We start from the raw sequence: 16,322 nt of genomic DNA, 5'->3' as shown, positions 1-16,322 counted from the left end.
GCCGTCAGCCCGTCAGGAGGTCGCTGCCCTCGGGCAGGCGGGAGTAGTCGTGCCCGAGGGCACCGAGGAAGCGGCCGAAGTGAGCGTCGGCGATGCCCAGGCCGCGCTCGCTGTAGACCTCGTCGTGGATGCCGAGGTTGTGAGCCGCGCCCACCCCGCGCGCGAAGTCGATCGCCTCGGAGATCTTGAGCCACGGTGCGCTGACCGGCAGGCAGAGCACGTCGACGTGCTCGCTGGGAGCCGTGAGCGCATCACCGGGGTGGAAGAGGCGGGTCTGCCCGTCGCTGACGAGGTAGCCGCTGTTGTGGACGCGCGGGAGCTCCTCGTGGATGACCGCGTGCAGCTCCCCGACCGTCTCGACCTGGAGCCCGGCGGCCGTGAAGCCGGTGCCCGGCGGGAGCACCCGGACCCGCTCGTGCAGGTCGGGCGCCTCCCCCGCGAGGTGCTGCGCGACACCGAGCACGGTGAAGACCTCCGCATCCGTACGCCGCAGCAGGTCGGCGTTCACGTGATCGGGATGCTCGTGCGTGACGAGGACGACGTCGACGCCGTCGACGGCCTCCGGCGAGGTCCACCCGCCCGGATCGATGACGAGTGCCTTCCCGCCGTGCTCGATGCGGACGCAGGCGTGACCGAACTTCGTGATCCTCATGCCCTCGAAGTTACGCCGTGGTGTGGTCGAGGTAGCACCAGCGCCAGTCCTCGCCGGGCTCCGCGGACTCCATCACCGGGTGCCCGGTCGCGTGGAAGTGGGCGGTCGCATGCTGTCCGGCCGAGGAGTCACAGCACCCGGTGTGACCGCACGCGAGGCACTCGCGCAGCGAGACCCAGGCGCGGCCCTCGGCCACGCACTCCTCGCAGAACGTGCCCGTCGTCTCCCGCGCCGGGAAGCTCCGCAGGTGGCTGCAGTCCGCGCCGGCCTGCCGAGCGCTGCTGGCCGTCACGACCCGCGAACGCTCCGCCGTGGCGGTCACGAGCACCGACTCCTCGACGTCCAGCATGCCGAGCACCTGGCGTACGACGTCGGACGGCACCGTGCCGGCGCTGCGGATCTCGAGGACCCGCTCGCGCTCGGCCGCGATCAGCTCGAGCCGGATCCGCGAGTAGAGGTCGCTGGGACTCTCGTGGTCCTCAGCGGTGGCGAGCCGCTCCCACGCGGCGAAGTTGCGCCGGTCCATCTGCTGCCGGACCAGGTCCACGACGCCGTGCCGGTCGTCGTACTCGAGGTCGTCGAGGCGTTCGTGGGCTGCCTTCGTGGCCTGCTGGAGGAGGGTGGCCCGGGCGAGCGCGTCCTCCGTGGGGTCGGGACTCGGCACGGCAAGGGTGCGTGCCAGCCACGGCAGGCTCAGCCCCTGCAGGAAGAGGGTGCCCGCCACCACGGTGAAGGCGATGAGGAGCAGCACCTCACGGTGGGGTGTGTCGGTCGGGATGACGAACGCCGCCGCCAGCGTCACCACACCGCGCATGCCGGCCCAGCCGAGGAGGAAGGTGTAGGTCCACGGCGCGCGCTCGCCGGTGACCGGATCGTTGCCCGGCCGCACGAGGAGGTAGCGCGCCGGGAAGACCCAGAGCAGGCGGAGGACGATGACCGCCGCGAGCGACGCACCGCAGACCGCGACGATGCGCGCCCAGCCCAGCGTCGAGTTCCCCGCGTCCTGGATGATCCACGCCGCCTGGAGCCCGATGAGGAGGAAGACGGCGTTCTCGAGGACGAAGGCGATCGTCTTCCAGTTGGTGCGCTCGGCCATCCGGCTCTGCGCCGACTGCAGGATCGGCGCCTTGTGGCCGAGCAGCAGGCCCGCGACGACCACGGCGATCACCCCGGAGGCGTGGAAGCGCTCCGCCGCGACGTACGCCGCGAAGGGGGTCACGAGGCTGACCGCGGTGTCGAGAACGGGGTCGGTGAGGAGCTTGCGCACCTTGGCGACGATCACGAAGGCGAGCAGCCCGACGAGTACGCCGCCACCGGCCGCCTTGAGGAAGTCGAGTCCGACATGGGTCACCGAGAAGGCGCCGGCGCTGGCGGCGATGGCGGTGCGGAGCGCGACGAGCGCAGTGGCGTCGTTGAGCAGGGACTCGCCCTCGAGGATCGTGACGAGCCGGCGTGGGAGTCCGATGCGCCGGGCGATCGCCGTGGCCGCCACGGCGTCCGGCGGCGCGACGACGGCACCGATGGCGAGCGCGGCGGGCCAGCCGAGGCCGGGGATCAGGGCATGGACGACCGCACCGACCCCGATGGTCGTGAAGACCACGAGGCCGACGCTGAGCAGCAGGATGGGTCGCCGGTTGGCGTTGAAGTCGACGAGGCTGGTCTGCAGCGCCGCGGCGTACAGCAGCGGCGGCAGCAGGCCGAGGAGCACCACCTCGTGGTGCAGGTGCACCTCCGGGACGAAGGGCAGGTAGGACCCGAGGACACCCAGCGCGATCAGAGCCAGCGGTGCCGGGAAGCCGATCCGCTCGGACAGGGACGAGCCGGCGAGCACCGCGACGGCGAGCAGGACGAGAAGGAACGCGATCTCCACGCGCACATCCTCCCCCGAAGTGGGGCTTGTGGTGCGTCGAGGTGGGGCTTGTGGTCAGGCCAGGGCGCGGATCGCGGCGTCGAGCTCGCGCCGGTTGTCCCGGCGTACGCGGACCTCGATGACCTCGATGCCCCCGTTGGGGCTTGCGAGCGCCTGCTGCAGCTCGGGAAGGCTCTCGACCTTCCAGTGCGGGGTGCGTGTGCTCGCGCAGAGGCTGGCGATGTCGACGCCATGCGGGGTGCCGAAGAGCCGGTCGTACTGCGCGGCGTACGCCGGGGCGCCCTGCTCGAGCATGGTGAAGATCGAGCCGCCGTCGTCGTTGACGACCACGAGGGTCAGGTCGGGGCGGGGCTCCTGGGGACCGAGGACGAGGGCGCCCGCGTCATGGAGGAAGGTCACGTCGCCCATCAGCGCGAGGACGCGGGCGTCGGGGTCGCGGGTCTGGCGAGCGAGCGCGGCGCCGATCGCGGTCGAGATGGTGCCGTCGATGCCTGCGACGCCACGGTTGGCGATCGTCTTGCGGCGTCCGCCGACCTGGCTGGGCCGGGTCATCAGGTCCAGGTCGCGGATCGGGCTGGAGGCGCCGACGACCAGCAGACCCCCGCTGGGTACGGCGGCACTCACCGCCCCTGCCACCTCGTGCGGGGTGAGCTCGGGTTGTTCGTGGAGCAGGCGGTCCAGCGCCCGGCCGGTGGTGCGGTCGAGCTCGCGCCAGGCGTCGAGCCAAGCCGGATCGGTCTCGCCCTCCTCGACCCAGACCGCGGAGTGCTCGGAGGCGACGGGGAAGGGACGCTCGGCCCAGATGCCGGCGTGCGCGACGGAGATGACCTCGACGTCCTCGCGGGCGAGGAGCCGCGCGACCGGCCTGCTGAGGGTGGGGTGGCCCACGACGACGACCTGCTCGATCTGGTGGGCGAGGTCGGTGTCGAGCAGCACACGATAGGTGCGGAGGGCGTGGTCACCGGTGCGCGAGCCGGAGGTGGGTTCGGCGAAGAGCGGCCAGCCGCCGGCCTCGGCGATCTGGCGGGCACGGGCTCCGGCGTCGTCGCCGGCGACCACGACCGTGCGGGGGCCGAGGGTGAGGAGCGTCGGCTCCTGGCGCTGGTCCGGGCCGTGGCAGCGACCGGTCGCTGGCTCGGGTGCTGTGAATGCCGATGGCTCCCCCTCGGGCGTCAACGGCAGCTCGAACTGAACATTGAGGTGCGCGACGCGAGACGGCGGGTGGCCGTCGTACGAGAACCAGCCGTACTCCTCGGCGACCAGGGCGGCGAGAGCTTCGGCCCCCTCGGACTCCCGCAGCTGCCGGGAGCCGCGGAGTTCGGCCCGCTCGCTCTCGCGGGCGAAGTCGGCAGCCGACAGGTCGAGGAAGCGGGCGAAGCAGCCGAAGACCTCGACCTGATCCGTGGTCTGGCTGGCGCCGGTGCCGCGGAGGTTCGCCGGACGGTCGGCGGTGACGACGACGAGCGGGATGCCGGAATGCGCGGCCTCCATCACCGCTGGCAGGAGGTTGGCGACCGCGGTGCCGCTCGTGCACGCGACAGCAGTCCGACGACCCGACTTCGTCAGCCCGAGCGCGAGGAATCCCGCCGTCCGCTCGTCGATGCGCGTGTGGAGCCGGAGCAGGCCCTGCTGGTCGGCGTCGTACGCCGCGAAGGCGAGCGGCGCGTTGCGGCTGCCTGGGGCGAGGACGAGCTCGGTGACGCCGGCGTCGATGAGCGCCTGGACGACGGCTCGGGCGAGGGTGGTCGACGGGTTCACAGGGGCCGATCCTGCCGCACGCGCGCGAGGTCGCGCTCGGGGTCGTGCTGCACACGCGTGAGCCGCCGCTGCCAGTGGGCGCTTCGGTCGGCGTCGGCCGCGAGGCGGGCCAGTGCGGCCCGGTCTGCATGCACAGGACGGACGGGCAGGGAGCCATCCACAGGCAGCAGCGGCTCGGCCGCGACGTCGTCGGTGAGCAGCTGGACTGTGGCCAGACCACAGGCGTGGGGCAGCTCCGGCAGTGCGGCCGCGAGCGCCACCCCCGCCGCGATCCCGAAGGAGGTCTCCAGTGCACTGGACACGACGACCGGCAGGCCGATCTCCTCCGCGATGCGCGGGCAGGCCCTCACACCGCCGAGCGGCTGCACCTTGAGGACGGCGATGTCCGCTGCCTCCAGGTCGCGCACCCGATAGGGATCGGCGGCGCGGCGGATCGACTCGTCCGCCGCAATCAGCACACTGGCCCGGCGCCGCACCGTGGCCAGCCCCTCGACCGTGGCGACCGGCTGCTCGGCGTACTCCAGGCCCCCGGCAGCACGATCGAGCACCGACAGCGCCCTGACGGCGGTGTCGACGTCCCAGCCTCCGTTGGCGTCCACGCGCACGAGGCCCGATGCGCCGAGTGCGTCCCGCACCGCTTCGAGGCGGGCCTCGTCGTCGGCGAGCGTCTGGCCGGGTTCTGCCACCTTCACCTTGGCGGTCCGGCAACCGCCTGCGGTGACGATGGCGTGCGCCCGCTCGGGGTCGACCGCGGGCACCGTGACGTTGACCGGCACGGCGTCACGCAGCGGCGCGGGCCAGTCGCCGGCGAGCGCCTCGAGCGCGCACTCCAGCCAGGGGCGCGCGACCTCGTCGTCGTACTCGAGGAAGGGTGACCACTCGCCCCAACCACCCGTGGCGGGGTCGTGGAGGAGCACGCCCTCGCGCGCCGTGATGCCGCGGAAGCGGGTACGCATCGGGATCGAGAAGACGTGGGTCTCGACCGTCACGAGGCACCCTCAGCGAGGGCGCGGACCGCCTGGCGGTCGACCTTGCCGTTGGCCAGGAGCGGGAGCTCCTCGACGACGACGAGCCGGCGAGGTGCCCAGGTCCGGGGGTGAGCCGCGGCCACCCAGTCGCGGGCCTCCTCGAGCCGCATCGCCGGCATGGAGGCGAGGCCTGGCGTGGCGACGACCGCGACGACGGCCTGCCCCCACTCGGGATCGGGGACGCCGACCACCTCGGCGCCGGCGACCGCAACGTGCTCGGCAAGGCGGCGCGCGACCGCGGGGCCGGGCACCTTCACGCCCCCGCTGATCACCATGTCATCGACACGGCCGATCACGGTGAGGCGGCCGTCGTCGGCCAGCTCACCGAGGTCGGAGGTGATGTACCAGCCGTCGACCAGGGTCGTGGCCGTCAGCCCGGGGTCATCGAGGTAGCCGTCGAAGAGCATCGGTCCGCGCAGCTTGATCCGGCCGTCATCGGTCAGCGCCACCTCGACGCCCGGCAACGGGTAGCCGTCGTACACGCAGCCGCCGCAGGTCTCGCTCGAGCCGTAGGTCGCGTGCACGTCGACCTCCCACGAGCGCACCTGCGCGACCGCGAGGCGATCGACCGGACCGCCGCCGACGAGCACGCAGTCGAGCTCGCGGAGCGCTTCGCGACCCTCGTCGTCCGCGATCAGCCGACCGAGCTGAGTCGAGACGAAGCTGGCGAAGCGGGGGCCGTGCTTCCACGTGAGCCCGTTGGCCACGACCGGGTCGTGCCCTGCCAGGAGCGAGCGTGCGATCACGTTGACACCGGCGACGTAGTTCGACGGCAGCGCGAGCACCCACTGGCCGTGCCCCATGGCGCGGGCGGAGGCGCCGGCCGATGCGAGCACGGCGGACCGCGAGAGCAGCACACCCTTCGGCGTACCGCTGGAGCCAGAGGTCTCGATGAGGAGGCGCTGGTCGTCCTCTGCGGCCAGCCAGTGGCGCAGCTCGCGGATGTCGGTGTGCGGGTCACCGGTCAGGCGCAGTGGCTCGGTCGACGAGGACATGGGCCGAACCTACCGCCGTTCGCTGCGCGTCGGGCCCACCCGGATACTGGCGCCATGGACCTCACCTGGGAGCTCGTGCACCACCGCGCGCTGACCGCCCGGCAGACCTACGAGATGTTGCGGCTCCGCGGGATCGTCTTCGTCGACGAGCAGCAGGTCCCTGCGGAGATGGAGATCGACGGCGTCGACCTCGCCGGCGAGACCCACCACCTCTTCGGCTGGCTCGACGGCGCACTCCTCGCCTATGCCCGAGTGCTCGAGCCCGACCAGCACGGCGCCTCCCACCTCGGCCGCGTCGTCGTGGCACGCGACGCGCGCGGCGGCACCGGCACCGAGCTGGTACGCCGGGGAGTCGTCGCCTGCGAGGAGCTCTGGCCCAGCCAGCCGATCATGCTCGGCGCGCAGAACCACCTGCGCGCGTTTTACGGGCGGCACGGGTTCGAGCCGGTCGGCGAGATCTACGACGAAGCCGGGATCCCGCACATCGACATGGTCCGTCCGCCTGCTTGAATCACCTCCCATGGCCACCCCCGCTGAATGGATCGCCGGCGCCCGTCCGCGCACGCTTCCCGCCGCCGTCGCTCCTGTCCTCGCCGGCACCGGCGTGGCCGCCTGGTTCCACGAGCCGGTCTGGTGGAAGGCGGCTCTCGCGCTGGTCGTCTCGCTGGCCCTCCAGGTGGCGGTCAACTACGCCAACGACTACTCCGACGGCATCCGCGGCACCGACGACGAGCGCGTGGGACCGATGCGCCTGGTCGGCTCCCGCCGCGCGACGCCGCAGGCGGTGAAGCGTGCGATGCTGCTCGCCTTCGGCGTCGCGGGCCTCGCGGGCGTCGTCCTCGCGCTCACGACGGCGTGGTGGCTGATCGCCGTCGGACTCGTGTGCGTCGTCGCCGCGTGGTTCTACACCGGTGGCTCGAAGCCCTACGGCTACCTCGGCCTCGGTGAGGTCATGGTCTTCGTCTTCTTCGGGCTGGTCGCCACGGTCGGCACGACGTTCGTGCAGGTCACCGGCGGCCCACAGCTGCGGTGCTACACCTGCGGGCCGAGCTACGACTGGCTGCTCCCCGCCCTCCTGGCCGGCACCGCGATCGGCGCACTGGCCTGCGCGATCCTCGTCGCCAACAACCTGCGTGACATCCCCACCGACACGGTCGCCGGCAAGATGACCCTCGCCGTACGCCTCGGGGAGGAGCGCACGCGCGGGTTCTACGCCGCGCTCGCCGCGCTCGCGCTGGCGGCGCTGGTCGGGCTGGCCGCCCTCACCAGTTGGTGGGCGCTGCTCGGCCTGGTCTTCCTGCTGCCGGAGATCAAGGGTGTCCGCACCGTCGTCTCCGGCGCGACCGGCCCGGCGCTGATCCCCGTGCTGCAGTCCACCGGCATCGCCGAGCTGCTCCTCGGGGTCGGAGTCTTCGTCGGCCTGCTCATCGCCTGACTCGCCGCCTCCGACGCGCAGGTTCGCGCCGCCTCGGCGACCTCGACGCGCAGGTTCACGCCGCCTCGGCGACCTCGACGCGCAAGTTCGCGCCGCGTCAGGAGCGGAGCAAGGCCTCCAGCTCCGCGGCGTACGGCGCGGGGTCGATGCCCTGCTCGGCGAGCCAGGGCTCGGAGTAGTAGGTGTGGGCGTAGCGCTCGCCACCGTCGCAGATCAGCGTGACGACCGAGCCCACCTCGCCAGCCGCCCGCATCGATGCGATCAGCTGCAGCGCACCCCACATCGACGTGCCGGTGGACGCACCGACGCGGCGACCCAGCACGCGCGAGCACCACTGCATCGCAGCGACCGAGGCGGCGTCGGGCACCTGCAGCATGTGGTCGACGACGCCTGCGACGAAGGAGGGCTCGACGCGTGGCCGGCCGATGCCCTCGATGCGGGAGCCACACGCGGTCACCGACCGGTCACCCGTCTGCCAGGACGAGAAGAAGGCCGAGCCCTCGGGGTCGACGACACAGAGCCGGGTGTCGAGCTGGCGGTAGCGGAGGTAGCGGCCGATGGTGGCCGACGTGCCGCCGGTGCCGGCCCCGACGACCACCCAGGTGGGCGCCGGGTGCCGCTCCAGCGCGAGCTGGTCCAGCACCGACTCCGCGATGTTGTTGTTGCCGCGCCAGTCGGTCGCGCGCTCGGCGTACGTGAACTGGTCGAGATAGTGGCCGCCGCACTCCTCCGCCAGCGAGCGCGCGACGTCATACACGTCCCCGGCAGAGTCGACGAAGTGGCAGCGACCGCCGTAGAACTCGATCAGCTCGACCTTCTCGACCGATGTCGTGCGCGGCATGACGGCGACGAACGGCAGCCCGAGCAGACGCGCGAAGTACGCCTCGGAGACCGCCGTCGAGCCGGACGACGCGTCCACCAGCGTGGTGTCCGGGGTGATCCAGCCGTTGGCCAGCCCGTAGAGCACCAGCGAGCGGGCCAGACGGTGCTTGAGCGAGCCCGTCGGGTGGACCGACTCGTCCTTCAGGTAGAGGTCGATGCCCCACGACGCGGGCAGCGGGAAGACGTGCAGGTGCGTGTCGGCGGACCGGTTCGCGTCGGCCTCGACGCGGCGTACGGCCTCGGCCGCCCACGCACGCGACATCAGTCCTCCCGGGTCCGCATCTCGTCGATCTTCGAGACCGCCTTCGACGCACGCTCCTCGACCCGGCGGGCGAGCGCCTCGCGCTGGCGCGCGAGCACGAAGTACGACGCGACACCGGAGATCAGGAACGCACCGATGACCGCCCAGAAGAGCTCTCCGGAGGAGACGCTGTCGTCGCCGAGGGCCAGCTTCCAGACGCCGAGGATGACCACCAGCGAGCAGACGAAGAGGACCAGGCGGAGCAGGGTGTACACGACGAAGGCCTTCACGGAGCACAGCGTAGGCGGCCACCCTCGACCGCTGGGACGCCGGTCTACATTGGAGGTGTGCTGAAGTTCCTGCTCGTCGTCGTGGCCATCGCCCTGGTGGTCTACGGCTGCGTCATGCTCGTGGACCGTCAGCTCAACGGCACCAAGCGCCCCGGCCCGTTTCGTCCCCCGCGGCCGGGTCGGGGTTCCACGCCGCAGCGTCCGCTCGGTCCCGACGACGACCCCGACTTCCTCTGGAAGCTCAACCAGCGCAACCGTCGCAAGCCGCCGAAGTCCGACGACTCCTGACCTCACGACGCCTTCGGCCGTACGCCGAGGCGCGCGGGCGTCTCGTCGTCGCACGCCGCGAAGAAGCCGCCCACCGCGTCGACCATGTGGTCGAACGACTCGGCCGCGAAGAGCACCGGCTGGTAGTGCGTGATGTCGTAGTCGATCGTCGCCATCGCGGCGAAGTCGATCGGCCGGATCTCCATGGCGCCGAACTCCTCGATCTCGCCGTAGGACGAGAGGATCCCGGCCCCGTAGGCCTTCAGTGACCCCGCCTCGTGGAGCACCCCGAACTCGACGGTGAACCAGAAGACGTCCGCGACGACCTGCAGCGCCTCCGGTGTCGTCACCCGGCGGGCAGCGGCGCCCGCCAGCCGGTTCACCTCCGCCACCTGCGGGTCGGCGAGCAGGTTCCCGTGGCCCATCACCTCGTGGAGGATGTCCGGCTCCGGGGTGTAGAGCGGCGCGGCGTGGTGCCTCAGGTACTGCGTCGAGTGGAAGAGCCCGTCCGCCAGCGAGCCGTAGAACTCCTCCAGCGGCACGATCCCCGGCGCCGGCACGTAGGAGAACCCGGTGAGCCGCTGCAGCCCGGCCGAGACCTCGTCGAGCTGGGGCACCCGGTCGCGCGGCAGGTCGAGCGCCGCGACGGCGTCGTTGAAGGCCCGGCAGGCGTACTGCTCATGGAGCGGCCCCAGGTGCTCACACACCGTGCGCCAGACGTCGTGCTCGGTCTCGGTGTAGGCGATGCGCGGCACCGGCTGCCCGGGGTGCCAGGCCAGCGAGGCGGCAGCGATCTCGTTGCGCCGGCGGCGGTACTCCGCGTCGTTCTCGCCCGGGTGTCCCTCGACCAGGTGGACGGTCACGTTGCCGTCCTCGTCGGTGGTCACCGGCGAGTAGAGCTGCGCCTCCTCAAACATGGGCCTTCTCCTCGTTCTCCACAGCCTGTACGCCGGGGCGCGCGGCCGCCGCACCCGCCGTGGCGCCCAGCACCGCCGGCGTCTCCACGCGGCGTACGGACAGCGGCGGCTCGGTGGCCGCCCGGATCTGCTCCTCGGTGACCCCCGGAGCCAGCTCGACGAGCGCCAGCCCTTCGGGCTCCACGTCGATGACACCGAGGTCGGTGATGACCCGCTTCACCACCGCACGACCGGTCAGCGGCAGCGAGCAGTCATGCACGATCTTGAAGCCGCCGTCGCGGGCCAGGTGCTCCATCAGGACGATCACGCGGCTGGCGCCGTGGACCAGGTCCATCGCCCCGCCCATGCCCTTGACCATCTTCCCGGGGATCAGCCAGTTGGCGATGTCCCCGGTTACCGAGACCTGCATGGCTCCGAGGATGGCGACGTCGACCTTGCCGGCGCGGATCATCCCGAAGCTCGTGGCGGAGTCGAAGAAGGCGGCTCCGCGGCGGACGGTCACGGTCTCCTTGCCGGCGTTGATCAGGTCGGGGTCGACGTGCTCCTCGTCGGGATAGGGGCCGACGCCGAGGATGCCGTTCTCCGCCTGCAGGACGATCTCGACGTCGTCGGGGACGAAGTTCGGCACCAGCGTCGGCAGTCCGATGCCGAGGTTGACGTAGTCGCCGTCGCGCAGCTCCGCTGCAGCCCGCGCCGCCATCTGCTCACGCGTCCACACGCCGGTCACCTCCCTTGATCTGACCGCTTATCTGCCCACCGACGAGGGTGGTCCGCTTCTCGATCCGCTTCTCCGCCGCCTGCGCGGGAGTCAGCGGGACGACCCTGTGCACATACACACCCGGGAGGTGCACGTGGTTGGGGTCGATCTCGCCGGGCTCGACCAGCTCCTCGACCTCCGCGACACAGATCCGGCCGGCCATCGCGGCGAGCGGGTTGAAGTTGCGCGCAGCGTCCTTGAAGACGAGGTTGCCGTGGCGGTCACCGCGCCAGGCCCGCACCAGGGAGAAGTCGGCGACGAGGGCCTCCTCCAGCACGTACTCCTTGCCGCCGAAGACCTGCCTCTGCTTGGCCGGGCTCGCCACGACCACGGCGCCGGACGCGTCGTACCGCCAGGGCAGCCCGCCGTCCGCGACGAGCGTGCCGACCCCCGCGGGCGTGTAGAACGCCGCGATCCCGCTGCCGCCCGCGCGCAGCCGCTCGGCGAGCGTGCCCTGTGGCGTCAGCTCCACCTCGAGCTCGCCGGCGAGGTAGCGGCGGGCGAACTCACGGTTCTCCCCGACGTACGACGCCACGATGCGCCGCAGCCGGCCGGCGGCGAGCAGCAGCCCGAGGCCCCAGTCGTCGACGCCGGCGTTGTTGCTGACCACCTCGAGGTCGTCGGTGCCGGCGTCGAGAAGCGCCTGCACCAGCACCGCCGGGATGCCGCAGAGGCCGAAGCCGCCCACGGCCAGCGTCGCCCCGGACGGGATGTCGGCGACGGCCTCAGCCGCGCTCCGGACCACCTTGTCCATCACTCCACCTCCGTGTCGACGACAAGCTCGCGGGCGGGCAGGATCCGGCCGCGCGCCTCGCCGAAGCCGACGCGTCGTCCGTCGGCCAGTCGTGCCTCGCCACGGAGGACGACCTCGTCGCCGTCCTCGAGGAAGCCGCGCTTCTCGCCACCGACGACGATCGGCTCGGTGCCACCACGCGTCAGCTCGATCAGCGACCCCTGCTGTGCGGCGTCCGGACCCGAGACCGTGCCGCTCGCGAAGAGGTCGCCGGTGCGCGTCGGCGCGCCGTTGACGGTCAGGTGGGCGAGCATCTGCGCCGGCGACCAGTACGTCGCGGCGTACGGCGGGCAGCTGACGACCTCGCCGTTGATCACGACCTCGAGGGCGATGTCGAGCCCCCACGGCCGCTCCATCTCGAGGTAGGGCAACGGCCCGGGCTCCTGGGCCGGGACCGGCACGCGCGCGCCCTCGAGCGCTGCCATCGGCACCACCCACGGTGACGCCGTGGAGGCGAACGACTTGCCGAGGAACGGCCCGAGTGGGACGTACTCCCAGGCCTGGATGTCGCGCGCGGACCAGTCGTTGAAGAGGACCACGCCGAAGAGGTGCTCCTCGGCCTCATCGACCGCGATCACCTCGCCGATGGACGACCCGGTGCCCACGACGAACCCGAGCTCGGCCTCCAGGTCGAGCCGCACCGAGGGCCCGAAGACAGGCGCCGACTCCCCCGGAGGCAGCCGCTGGCCACACGGCCGCACCACGTCGGTGCCCGAGACGACGATCGAGGCTGAGCGTCCGTGGTAGCCGATCGGCAGGTGCTTCCAGTTGGGCGTCAGCGGGTCGGGCGCCTCCGGGCGGAAGAGCCGGCCCAGGTTGGAGGCGTGGTGCTCGGAGGCGTAGAAGTCGACGTAGTCCGCGACCTCGAACGGCATCTCGAGCCGGACGTCTGCCAGGCGATGCACGGCGGCGGGGTCGACGTCGCCGGCGAGCGCGTCAGCGAGGGCCTCGCGCACCGACGCCCACCGCGATGGCCCCTGCGCCATGAACGCGTTGAGCGAGGGCTGCGCGAAGACCTCGTCGCCCAGCAACAGCGCCAGGTCGACCACGTGCTCCCCCACCCGGGTCGCCACGCGCGGCGAGCTGCCGGCGACGCGGTAGACGCCGTACGGGAGGTTGTGGAGGCCGAAGCGGTCGTCGGCACTGACGGAGAGCCTCATGCGGCGCCTTCCTTCCAGGCGTGGGGCAGCAGGTCGAGCCGGGCCAGCTCGTCGAGGGGTTCGCGGATCGAGCAGGTGCCGAAGGAGCGGAACGCCGTGCGCACGTCGGGCGTCAGCTCGAGCGCGGCGCGCGCCACCGCGCCGTCGTCTCGCGACGCCAGTGCAGCGGCGATGTCACCCAGCGGCCGGCCGGCCTGCGCCCGGGCGGTGGCGAGCATCAGGTTGAGGAACCCGTGGTGCTCGAAGCCGGTCGCGGGATCGGTGTGACGCACGGCGTGGTGGAGCCCGGCGGTCGCCTTGAACGCGACGCCGGCGCCGACGGCCAGCTCGATCGCCGCCGCGAGCTCGGGGATGGTCGGGAAGAGGTCGGCGCTCAACCCGCCGGTGCGGAACTTGGCCGACAGTCCGGCTGTCGCGAGCTCCCGGATCACCGACGTCCGCCGGGCGTCACGCGGCACCTCGACGAAGACCTCCACGCCGAGCGAGGCGAGCGCCCGCACCTCGTCGGCCGTCGCGTGCGCGGGGAGGCTCACTTCGAGCGACCGGAGGCGGGATCCCGCCGCAGCGACCGCGGCATGGGCCTCGTCCAGCCCGGTCACCACGGCGACCTCGGTGGCGCCGGCTCCGGGGAGGTCGGCGCCACGGACGACGAGCGGGCCCAGCGCGGCGGCGTACGGACGGTGCCGGTGGACGGCGTGCTCGGCCACCGCGACCGCCAACGGCGCATTGCCCGGCGGGAAGATCGCCGCGTCGTCGAGGAGCCCGACGAGGAGGAAGGGGGAGAGCCCGCTCATCCGGCCCCCTCCTCGGTGACCGCCCCGTCTCCGCGGTCGCCGCGGGACCACGAGGACGCGTAGACCCCGTCGTCGCTCGCGCGACCGGCCTCGCCGAGGTCGATCGGGCGGAAGGTGTCCACCATGACCGCGAGCTCGTCGAAGAACTCGGCGCCGATCGAGCGCTCGTAGGCGCCCGGCTGTGGGCCGTGCGGGTGACCACCCGGGTGGAGCGTGATCGACCCCTGCGCGATCCCGCTGCCCTTGCGCGCCTCGTAGTCACCGGCGACGTAGAACATCACCTCGTCGGAGTCGACGTTGGAGTGGTAGTACGGCACCGGGATCGACAGTGGGTGGTAGTCGACCTTGCGCGGCACGAAGTTGCAGATCACGAAGTTGACGCCCTCGAAGACCTGGTGCACCGGCGGCGGCTGGTGCACCTTGCCGGTGATCGGCATGAAGTCGGCGACGTTGAAGGCGTACGGGTAGAGGCAGCCGTCCCATCCGGCCACGTCGAAGGGGTGGTGCGGCAGCGTGTGGACCGTGCCGCCGATGCCGCCCGGCAGGCCGGACACGCGATGCTTGATGAGTACGTCGAAGCCGTCGTCGCCGGCCCCGTCCGAGCTCGGCTCGGGGTTGTGCCAGACCGGCCCGCGCAGGTCCCTCTCGCAGTACGGGGCGTGCTCCAGCAGCTGGCCGAAGCGGCTCAGGTAGCGCTTCGGCGGGGTGATGTGGGAGTTGCCCTCGATGGCGTAGATCCGTGCCGGGCCGTCCGGGACGATCCGGTGCGTCGTCGCGCGGGGCACGACCAGGTAGTCACCCGGGCCGAAGGCGAGGTCGCCGAAGACGGTCTCCAGCACACCCGAGCCGTCCTCGACGAAGAGGCACTCGTCGCCGATGCCGTTGCGGTACAGCGGGCTCGTCGCGTCGGCCACGACGTACGAGATGCGGACGTCGGCGTTGCCGAGCAGGAGCCGCCGGCCGGTGACGGCGTCGGTGCCCTCGTCGAAGGAGAGCGCGTGCGTGGAGAGGTGGCGCGGGAGCAGCGGGTGGTTGGGCGTCAGCGCCTGGTCGGGCAGCTCCCAGACCCTGCTGGCGGCGACGGCGGAGGGGATGAAGCGGTGGTAGAGCAGCGAGGAGTCCGAGGAGAAGCCCTCCTCCCCCATCAGCTCCTCGAAGAGGAGCTCGCCATCGGGACCCCGGTGCTGGGTGTGGCGCTTCGGAGGGACGTCGCCGACCGACCTGTAGTGGGGCATCAGAGGTTCCCCCGTCGCTCCTGCTCGCGCTCGATGGACTCGAAGAGCGCCTTGAAGTTGCCCTTGCCGAAGCCGAGGGAGCCGTGGCGCTCGATCAGCTCGAAGAAGACCGTCGGCCGGTCGCCGAGGGGCTCGGTGAAGATCTGCAGCAGGTAGCCGTCCTCGTCGCGGTCCACGAGGATCCCGCGCTTCTTCAGCTCCGCCACGGGGACCCGCACCTCGCCGATCCGGGCACGCAGCTCCGGGTCGTCGTAGTAGGCGTCGGGGGTGTCCAGGAACTCCACGCCGCGCGACCGCAGCACGTCGACGGTCCGCAGGATGTCGCCAGTGGCAAGGGCGAGGTGCTGCGCACCGGGGCCGCCGTAGAACTCGAGGTACTCGTCGATCTGGCTCTTCCGCTTCGCGGGAGCCGGCTCGTTGAGCGGGAACTTCACCCGGTGATTGCCACTCGCCACGACCTTCGACATGAGGGCGGAGTAGTCGGTGGCGATGTCGTCGCCGATGAACTCCGCCATGTTCACGAAGCCCATGACCCGGTTGTAGAAGCCGACCCACTCGTCCATCCGGCCGAGCTCGACGTTGCCGACGATGTGGTCGAGCGCCTGGAAGAGCCGCCGCTCCTTGCGCTCCTGCTGGTGGCGGGCGGGGCCGGCTGCGACGAACCCCGGCAGGTAGGCGCCGGTGTAGCGGACCCCGTCGACCTCGCGCTGGACGAGCGTGTGCCGGGTCTCGCCGTACGTCGCGATCGCCCCGACCCGGACCGTGCCGTGCTCGTCGGTCAGGTCATGGGCGTCCTCGAGGACGGTGGCGCCCGCCGCACGGGCCTGGGCGATGCAGCGGTCGACGTCGGGCACCTCGAGCGCGATGTCGACGACGCCGTCACCGTGGCGCGCGTGGTGGTCCACCAGCGGGCTGGTCGCGGTGACCGCACCCTGCAGCACGAAGCGGATCGAGCCCGAGCGCAGGACGAACGACTTGTGGTCGCGCACGCCCGTCTCCGGTCCGGCGTACGCCTCGAGCTCCATGCCCCAGACGTTCTGGAAGTACGCCGAGGCCTGGGTCGCGTTGCCCACGACGAAGACGATCGCGTCCCAGCCCGTGATGGGGAACGGGTCCTGCGTCTCGTCGTACTCCACGAGGCCGACGAGCTGGCGCAGCTGCGCCAGGTCGAGGCCGGCGCGCTGCTCGGCCTCCGTGAGGACGTCGTGCGGGGACATGCGGACTCCTTCGAGGACTGTGACCCGGGTC

The 16,322-nt window shown here is 71.9% G+C and carries 17 protein-coding genes; 3 read left to right on the top strand and 14 right to left on the bottom strand.

Features of this window, described 5'->3' with window-relative positions; translation table 11 throughout:
- Nucleotides 1–4: 4 nt before the first annotated feature.
- The 5 genes from VLF38_RS11675 to VLF38_RS11655 are packed head-to-tail and all read right to left on the bottom strand — an operon-like array spanning nucleotide 5 to nucleotide 6,303.
- Nucleotides 5–652, bottom strand: a complete 648-nt coding sequence (locus VLF38_RS11675; RefSeq protein WP_325271432.1) for an MBL fold metallo-hydrolase — start codon at nucleotides 650–652, stop codon at nucleotides 5–7.
- Between the two features lie 10 nt (nucleotides 653–662).
- On the bottom strand, nucleotides 663–2,522 hold the full coding sequence (locus VLF38_RS11670) for a Na+/H+ antiporter (protein WP_325271431.1): 1,860 nt from the start codon (nucleotides 2,520–2,522) through the stop codon (nucleotides 663–665).
- Between the two features lie 54 nt (nucleotides 2,523–2,576).
- Nucleotides 2,577–4,280, bottom strand: coding sequence for a 2-succinyl-5-enolpyruvyl-6-hydroxy-3-cyclohexene-1-carboxylic-acid synthase (menD, locus tag VLF38_RS11665; RefSeq protein WP_325271430.1), 1,704 nt, complete (start codon nucleotides 4,278–4,280; stop codon nucleotides 2,577–2,579).
- Nucleotides 4,277–5,269 (bottom strand): o-succinylbenzoate synthase, encoded by a 993-nt coding sequence (locus VLF38_RS11660; RefSeq protein WP_325271429.1) that lies wholly within the window; start codon nucleotides 5,267–5,269, stop codon nucleotides 4,277–4,279. Before VLF38_RS11660 ends, menD begins: the two co-directional genes overlap by 4 nt.
- On the bottom strand, nucleotides 5,266–6,303 hold the full coding sequence (locus VLF38_RS11655) for an AMP-binding protein (RefSeq protein WP_325271428.1): 1,038 nt from the start codon (nucleotides 6,301–6,303) through the stop codon (nucleotides 5,266–5,268). The genes VLF38_RS11660 and VLF38_RS11655 overlap by 4 nt, the downstream gene beginning before the upstream one ends.
- Before the next feature lie 54 nt (nucleotides 6,304–6,357).
- Here VLF38_RS11655 and VLF38_RS11650 point away from each other — a divergent pair, with 54 nt between their 5' ends.
- Nucleotides 6,358–6,813, top strand: a complete 456-nt coding sequence (locus VLF38_RS11650; protein ID WP_325271427.1) for a GNAT family N-acetyltransferase — start codon at nucleotides 6,358–6,360, stop codon at nucleotides 6,811–6,813.
- A 10-nt stretch (nucleotides 6,814–6,823) separates the two neighbouring features.
- Complete coding sequence (locus tag VLF38_RS11645) at nucleotides 6,824–7,738, top strand: 1,4-dihydroxy-2-naphthoate polyprenyltransferase (RefSeq protein WP_325271426.1); 915 nt, start codon at nucleotides 6,824–6,826, stop codon at nucleotides 7,736–7,738.
- Nucleotides 7,739–7,835: 97 nt separating this feature from the next.
- Here VLF38_RS11645 and VLF38_RS11640 read toward each other — a convergent pair whose 3' ends face one another.
- Both VLF38_RS11640 and VLF38_RS11635 read right to left on the bottom strand, forming a co-directional pair.
- On the bottom strand, nucleotides 7,836–8,882 hold the full coding sequence (locus tag VLF38_RS11640; protein WP_325271425.1) for a PLP-dependent cysteine synthase family protein: 1,047 nt from the start codon (nucleotides 8,880–8,882) through the stop codon (nucleotides 7,836–7,838).
- A complete protein-coding gene (locus VLF38_RS11635) occupies nucleotides 8,882–9,151 on the bottom strand; it encodes a DUF4229 domain-containing protein (protein WP_325271424.1) in 270 nt (89 codons plus the stop codon). The genes VLF38_RS11640 and VLF38_RS11635 overlap by 1 nt, the downstream gene beginning before the upstream one ends.
- A gap of 57 nt (nucleotides 9,152–9,208) precedes the next feature.
- Between VLF38_RS11635 and VLF38_RS11630 the strand changes: the two genes are divergently transcribed.
- Nucleotides 9,209–9,439, top strand: a complete 231-nt coding sequence (locus VLF38_RS11630) for a hypothetical protein (protein ID WP_325271423.1) — start codon at nucleotides 9,209–9,211, stop codon at nucleotides 9,437–9,439.
- Between the two features lie 2 nt (nucleotides 9,440–9,441).
- Here the strand turns inward: VLF38_RS11630 and VLF38_RS11625 are convergent, their stop codons facing one another.
- Genes VLF38_RS11625 through hppD form a run of 7 tightly spaced genes read right to left on the bottom strand, consistent with a single transcriptional unit; the run spans nucleotide 9,442 to nucleotide 16,291 of the window.
- Complete coding sequence (locus VLF38_RS11625; RefSeq protein WP_325271422.1) at nucleotides 9,442–10,335, bottom strand: phenylalanine 4-monooxygenase; 894 nt, start codon at nucleotides 10,333–10,335, stop codon at nucleotides 9,442–9,444.
- Complete coding sequence (locus VLF38_RS11620) at nucleotides 10,328–11,053, bottom strand: CoA transferase subunit B (RefSeq protein WP_325271421.1); 726 nt, start codon at nucleotides 11,051–11,053, stop codon at nucleotides 10,328–10,330. Before VLF38_RS11620 ends, VLF38_RS11625 begins: the two co-directional genes overlap by 8 nt.
- On the bottom strand, nucleotides 11,040–11,846 hold the full coding sequence (locus VLF38_RS11615) for a CoA transferase subunit A (RefSeq protein ID WP_325271420.1): 807 nt from the start codon (nucleotides 11,844–11,846) through the stop codon (nucleotides 11,040–11,042). Before VLF38_RS11615 ends, VLF38_RS11620 begins: the two co-directional genes overlap by 14 nt.
- Nucleotides 11,846–13,045, bottom strand: coding sequence for a fumarylacetoacetase (gene fahA / locus VLF38_RS11610; RefSeq protein ID WP_325271419.1), 1,200 nt, complete (start codon nucleotides 13,043–13,045; stop codon nucleotides 11,846–11,848). Before fahA ends, VLF38_RS11615 begins: the two co-directional genes overlap by 1 nt.
- The gene (locus VLF38_RS11605; protein ID WP_325271418.1) at nucleotides 13,042–13,839 is read right to left on the bottom strand and encodes a hypothetical protein; all 798 of its coding nucleotides are present in this window, start codon (nucleotides 13,837–13,839) and stop codon (nucleotides 13,042–13,044) included. The genes fahA and VLF38_RS11605 overlap by 4 nt, the downstream gene beginning before the upstream one ends.
- Complete coding sequence (locus VLF38_RS11600) at nucleotides 13,836–15,074, bottom strand: homogentisate 1,2-dioxygenase (protein ID WP_325271417.1); 1,239 nt, start codon at nucleotides 15,072–15,074, stop codon at nucleotides 13,836–13,838. Before VLF38_RS11600 ends, VLF38_RS11605 begins: the two co-directional genes overlap by 4 nt.
- The gene (hppD, locus tag VLF38_RS11595) at nucleotides 15,074–16,291 is read right to left on the bottom strand and encodes a 4-hydroxyphenylpyruvate dioxygenase (RefSeq protein WP_325271416.1); all 1,218 of its coding nucleotides are present in this window, start codon (nucleotides 16,289–16,291) and stop codon (nucleotides 15,074–15,076) included. Before hppD ends, VLF38_RS11600 begins: the two co-directional genes overlap by 1 nt.
- Nucleotides 16,292–16,322 lie beyond the last annotated feature (31 nt).

Origin of the sequence: Nocardioides sp. (assembly GCF_035481145.1) — a bacterium.
Taxonomy (GTDB): Bacteria; Actinomycetota; Actinomycetes; order Propionibacteriales; family Nocardioidaceae; genus Nocardioides.
This window is presented reverse-complemented; position numbering and strand designations above follow the sequence as displayed.

Excerpts from the sequence above, each read along its gene's own strand:
- VLF38_RS11675 (WP_325271432.1), bottom strand. The coding sequence starts at position 652 with ATGAGGATCACGAAGTTCGGTCACGCCTGCGTCCGCATCGAGCACGGC.
- VLF38_RS11605 (WP_325271418.1), bottom strand. The coding sequence starts at position 13,839 with ATGAGCGGGCTCTCCCCCTTCCTCCTCGTCGGGCTCCTCGACGACGCG.
- VLF38_RS11640 (WP_325271425.1), bottom strand. The coding sequence starts at position 8,882 with ATGTCGCGTGCGTGGGCGGCCGAGGCCGTACGCCGCGTCGAGGCCGAC.
- VLF38_RS11600 (WP_325271417.1), bottom strand. The coding sequence starts at position 15,074 with ATGCCCCACTACAGGTCGGTCGGCGACGTCCCTCCGAAGCGCCACACC.
- VLF38_RS11615 (WP_325271420.1), bottom strand. The coding sequence starts at position 11,846 with ATGGACAAGGTGGTCCGGAGCGCGGCTGAGGCCGTCGCCGACATCCCG.
- hppD (WP_325271416.1), bottom strand. The coding sequence starts at position 16,291 with ATGTCCCCGCACGACGTCCTCACGGAGGCCGAGCAGCGCGCCGGCCTC.
- fahA (WP_325271419.1), bottom strand. The coding sequence starts at position 13,045 with ATGAGGCTCTCCGTCAGTGCCGACGACCGCTTCGGCCTCCACAACCTC.
- VLF38_RS11625 (WP_325271422.1), bottom strand. The coding sequence starts at position 10,335 with ATGTTTGAGGAGGCGCAGCTCTACTCGCCGGTGACCACCGACGAGGAC.
- VLF38_RS11645 (WP_325271426.1), top strand. The coding sequence starts at position 6,824 with ATGGCCACCCCCGCTGAATGGATCGCCGGCGCCCGTCCGCGCACGCTT.
- VLF38_RS11650 (WP_325271427.1), top strand. The coding sequence starts at position 6,358 with ATGGACCTCACCTGGGAGCTCGTGCACCACCGCGCGCTGACCGCCCGG.
- VLF38_RS11655 (WP_325271428.1), bottom strand. The coding sequence starts at position 6,303 with ATGTCCTCGTCGACCGAGCCACTGCGCCTGACCGGTGACCCGCACACC.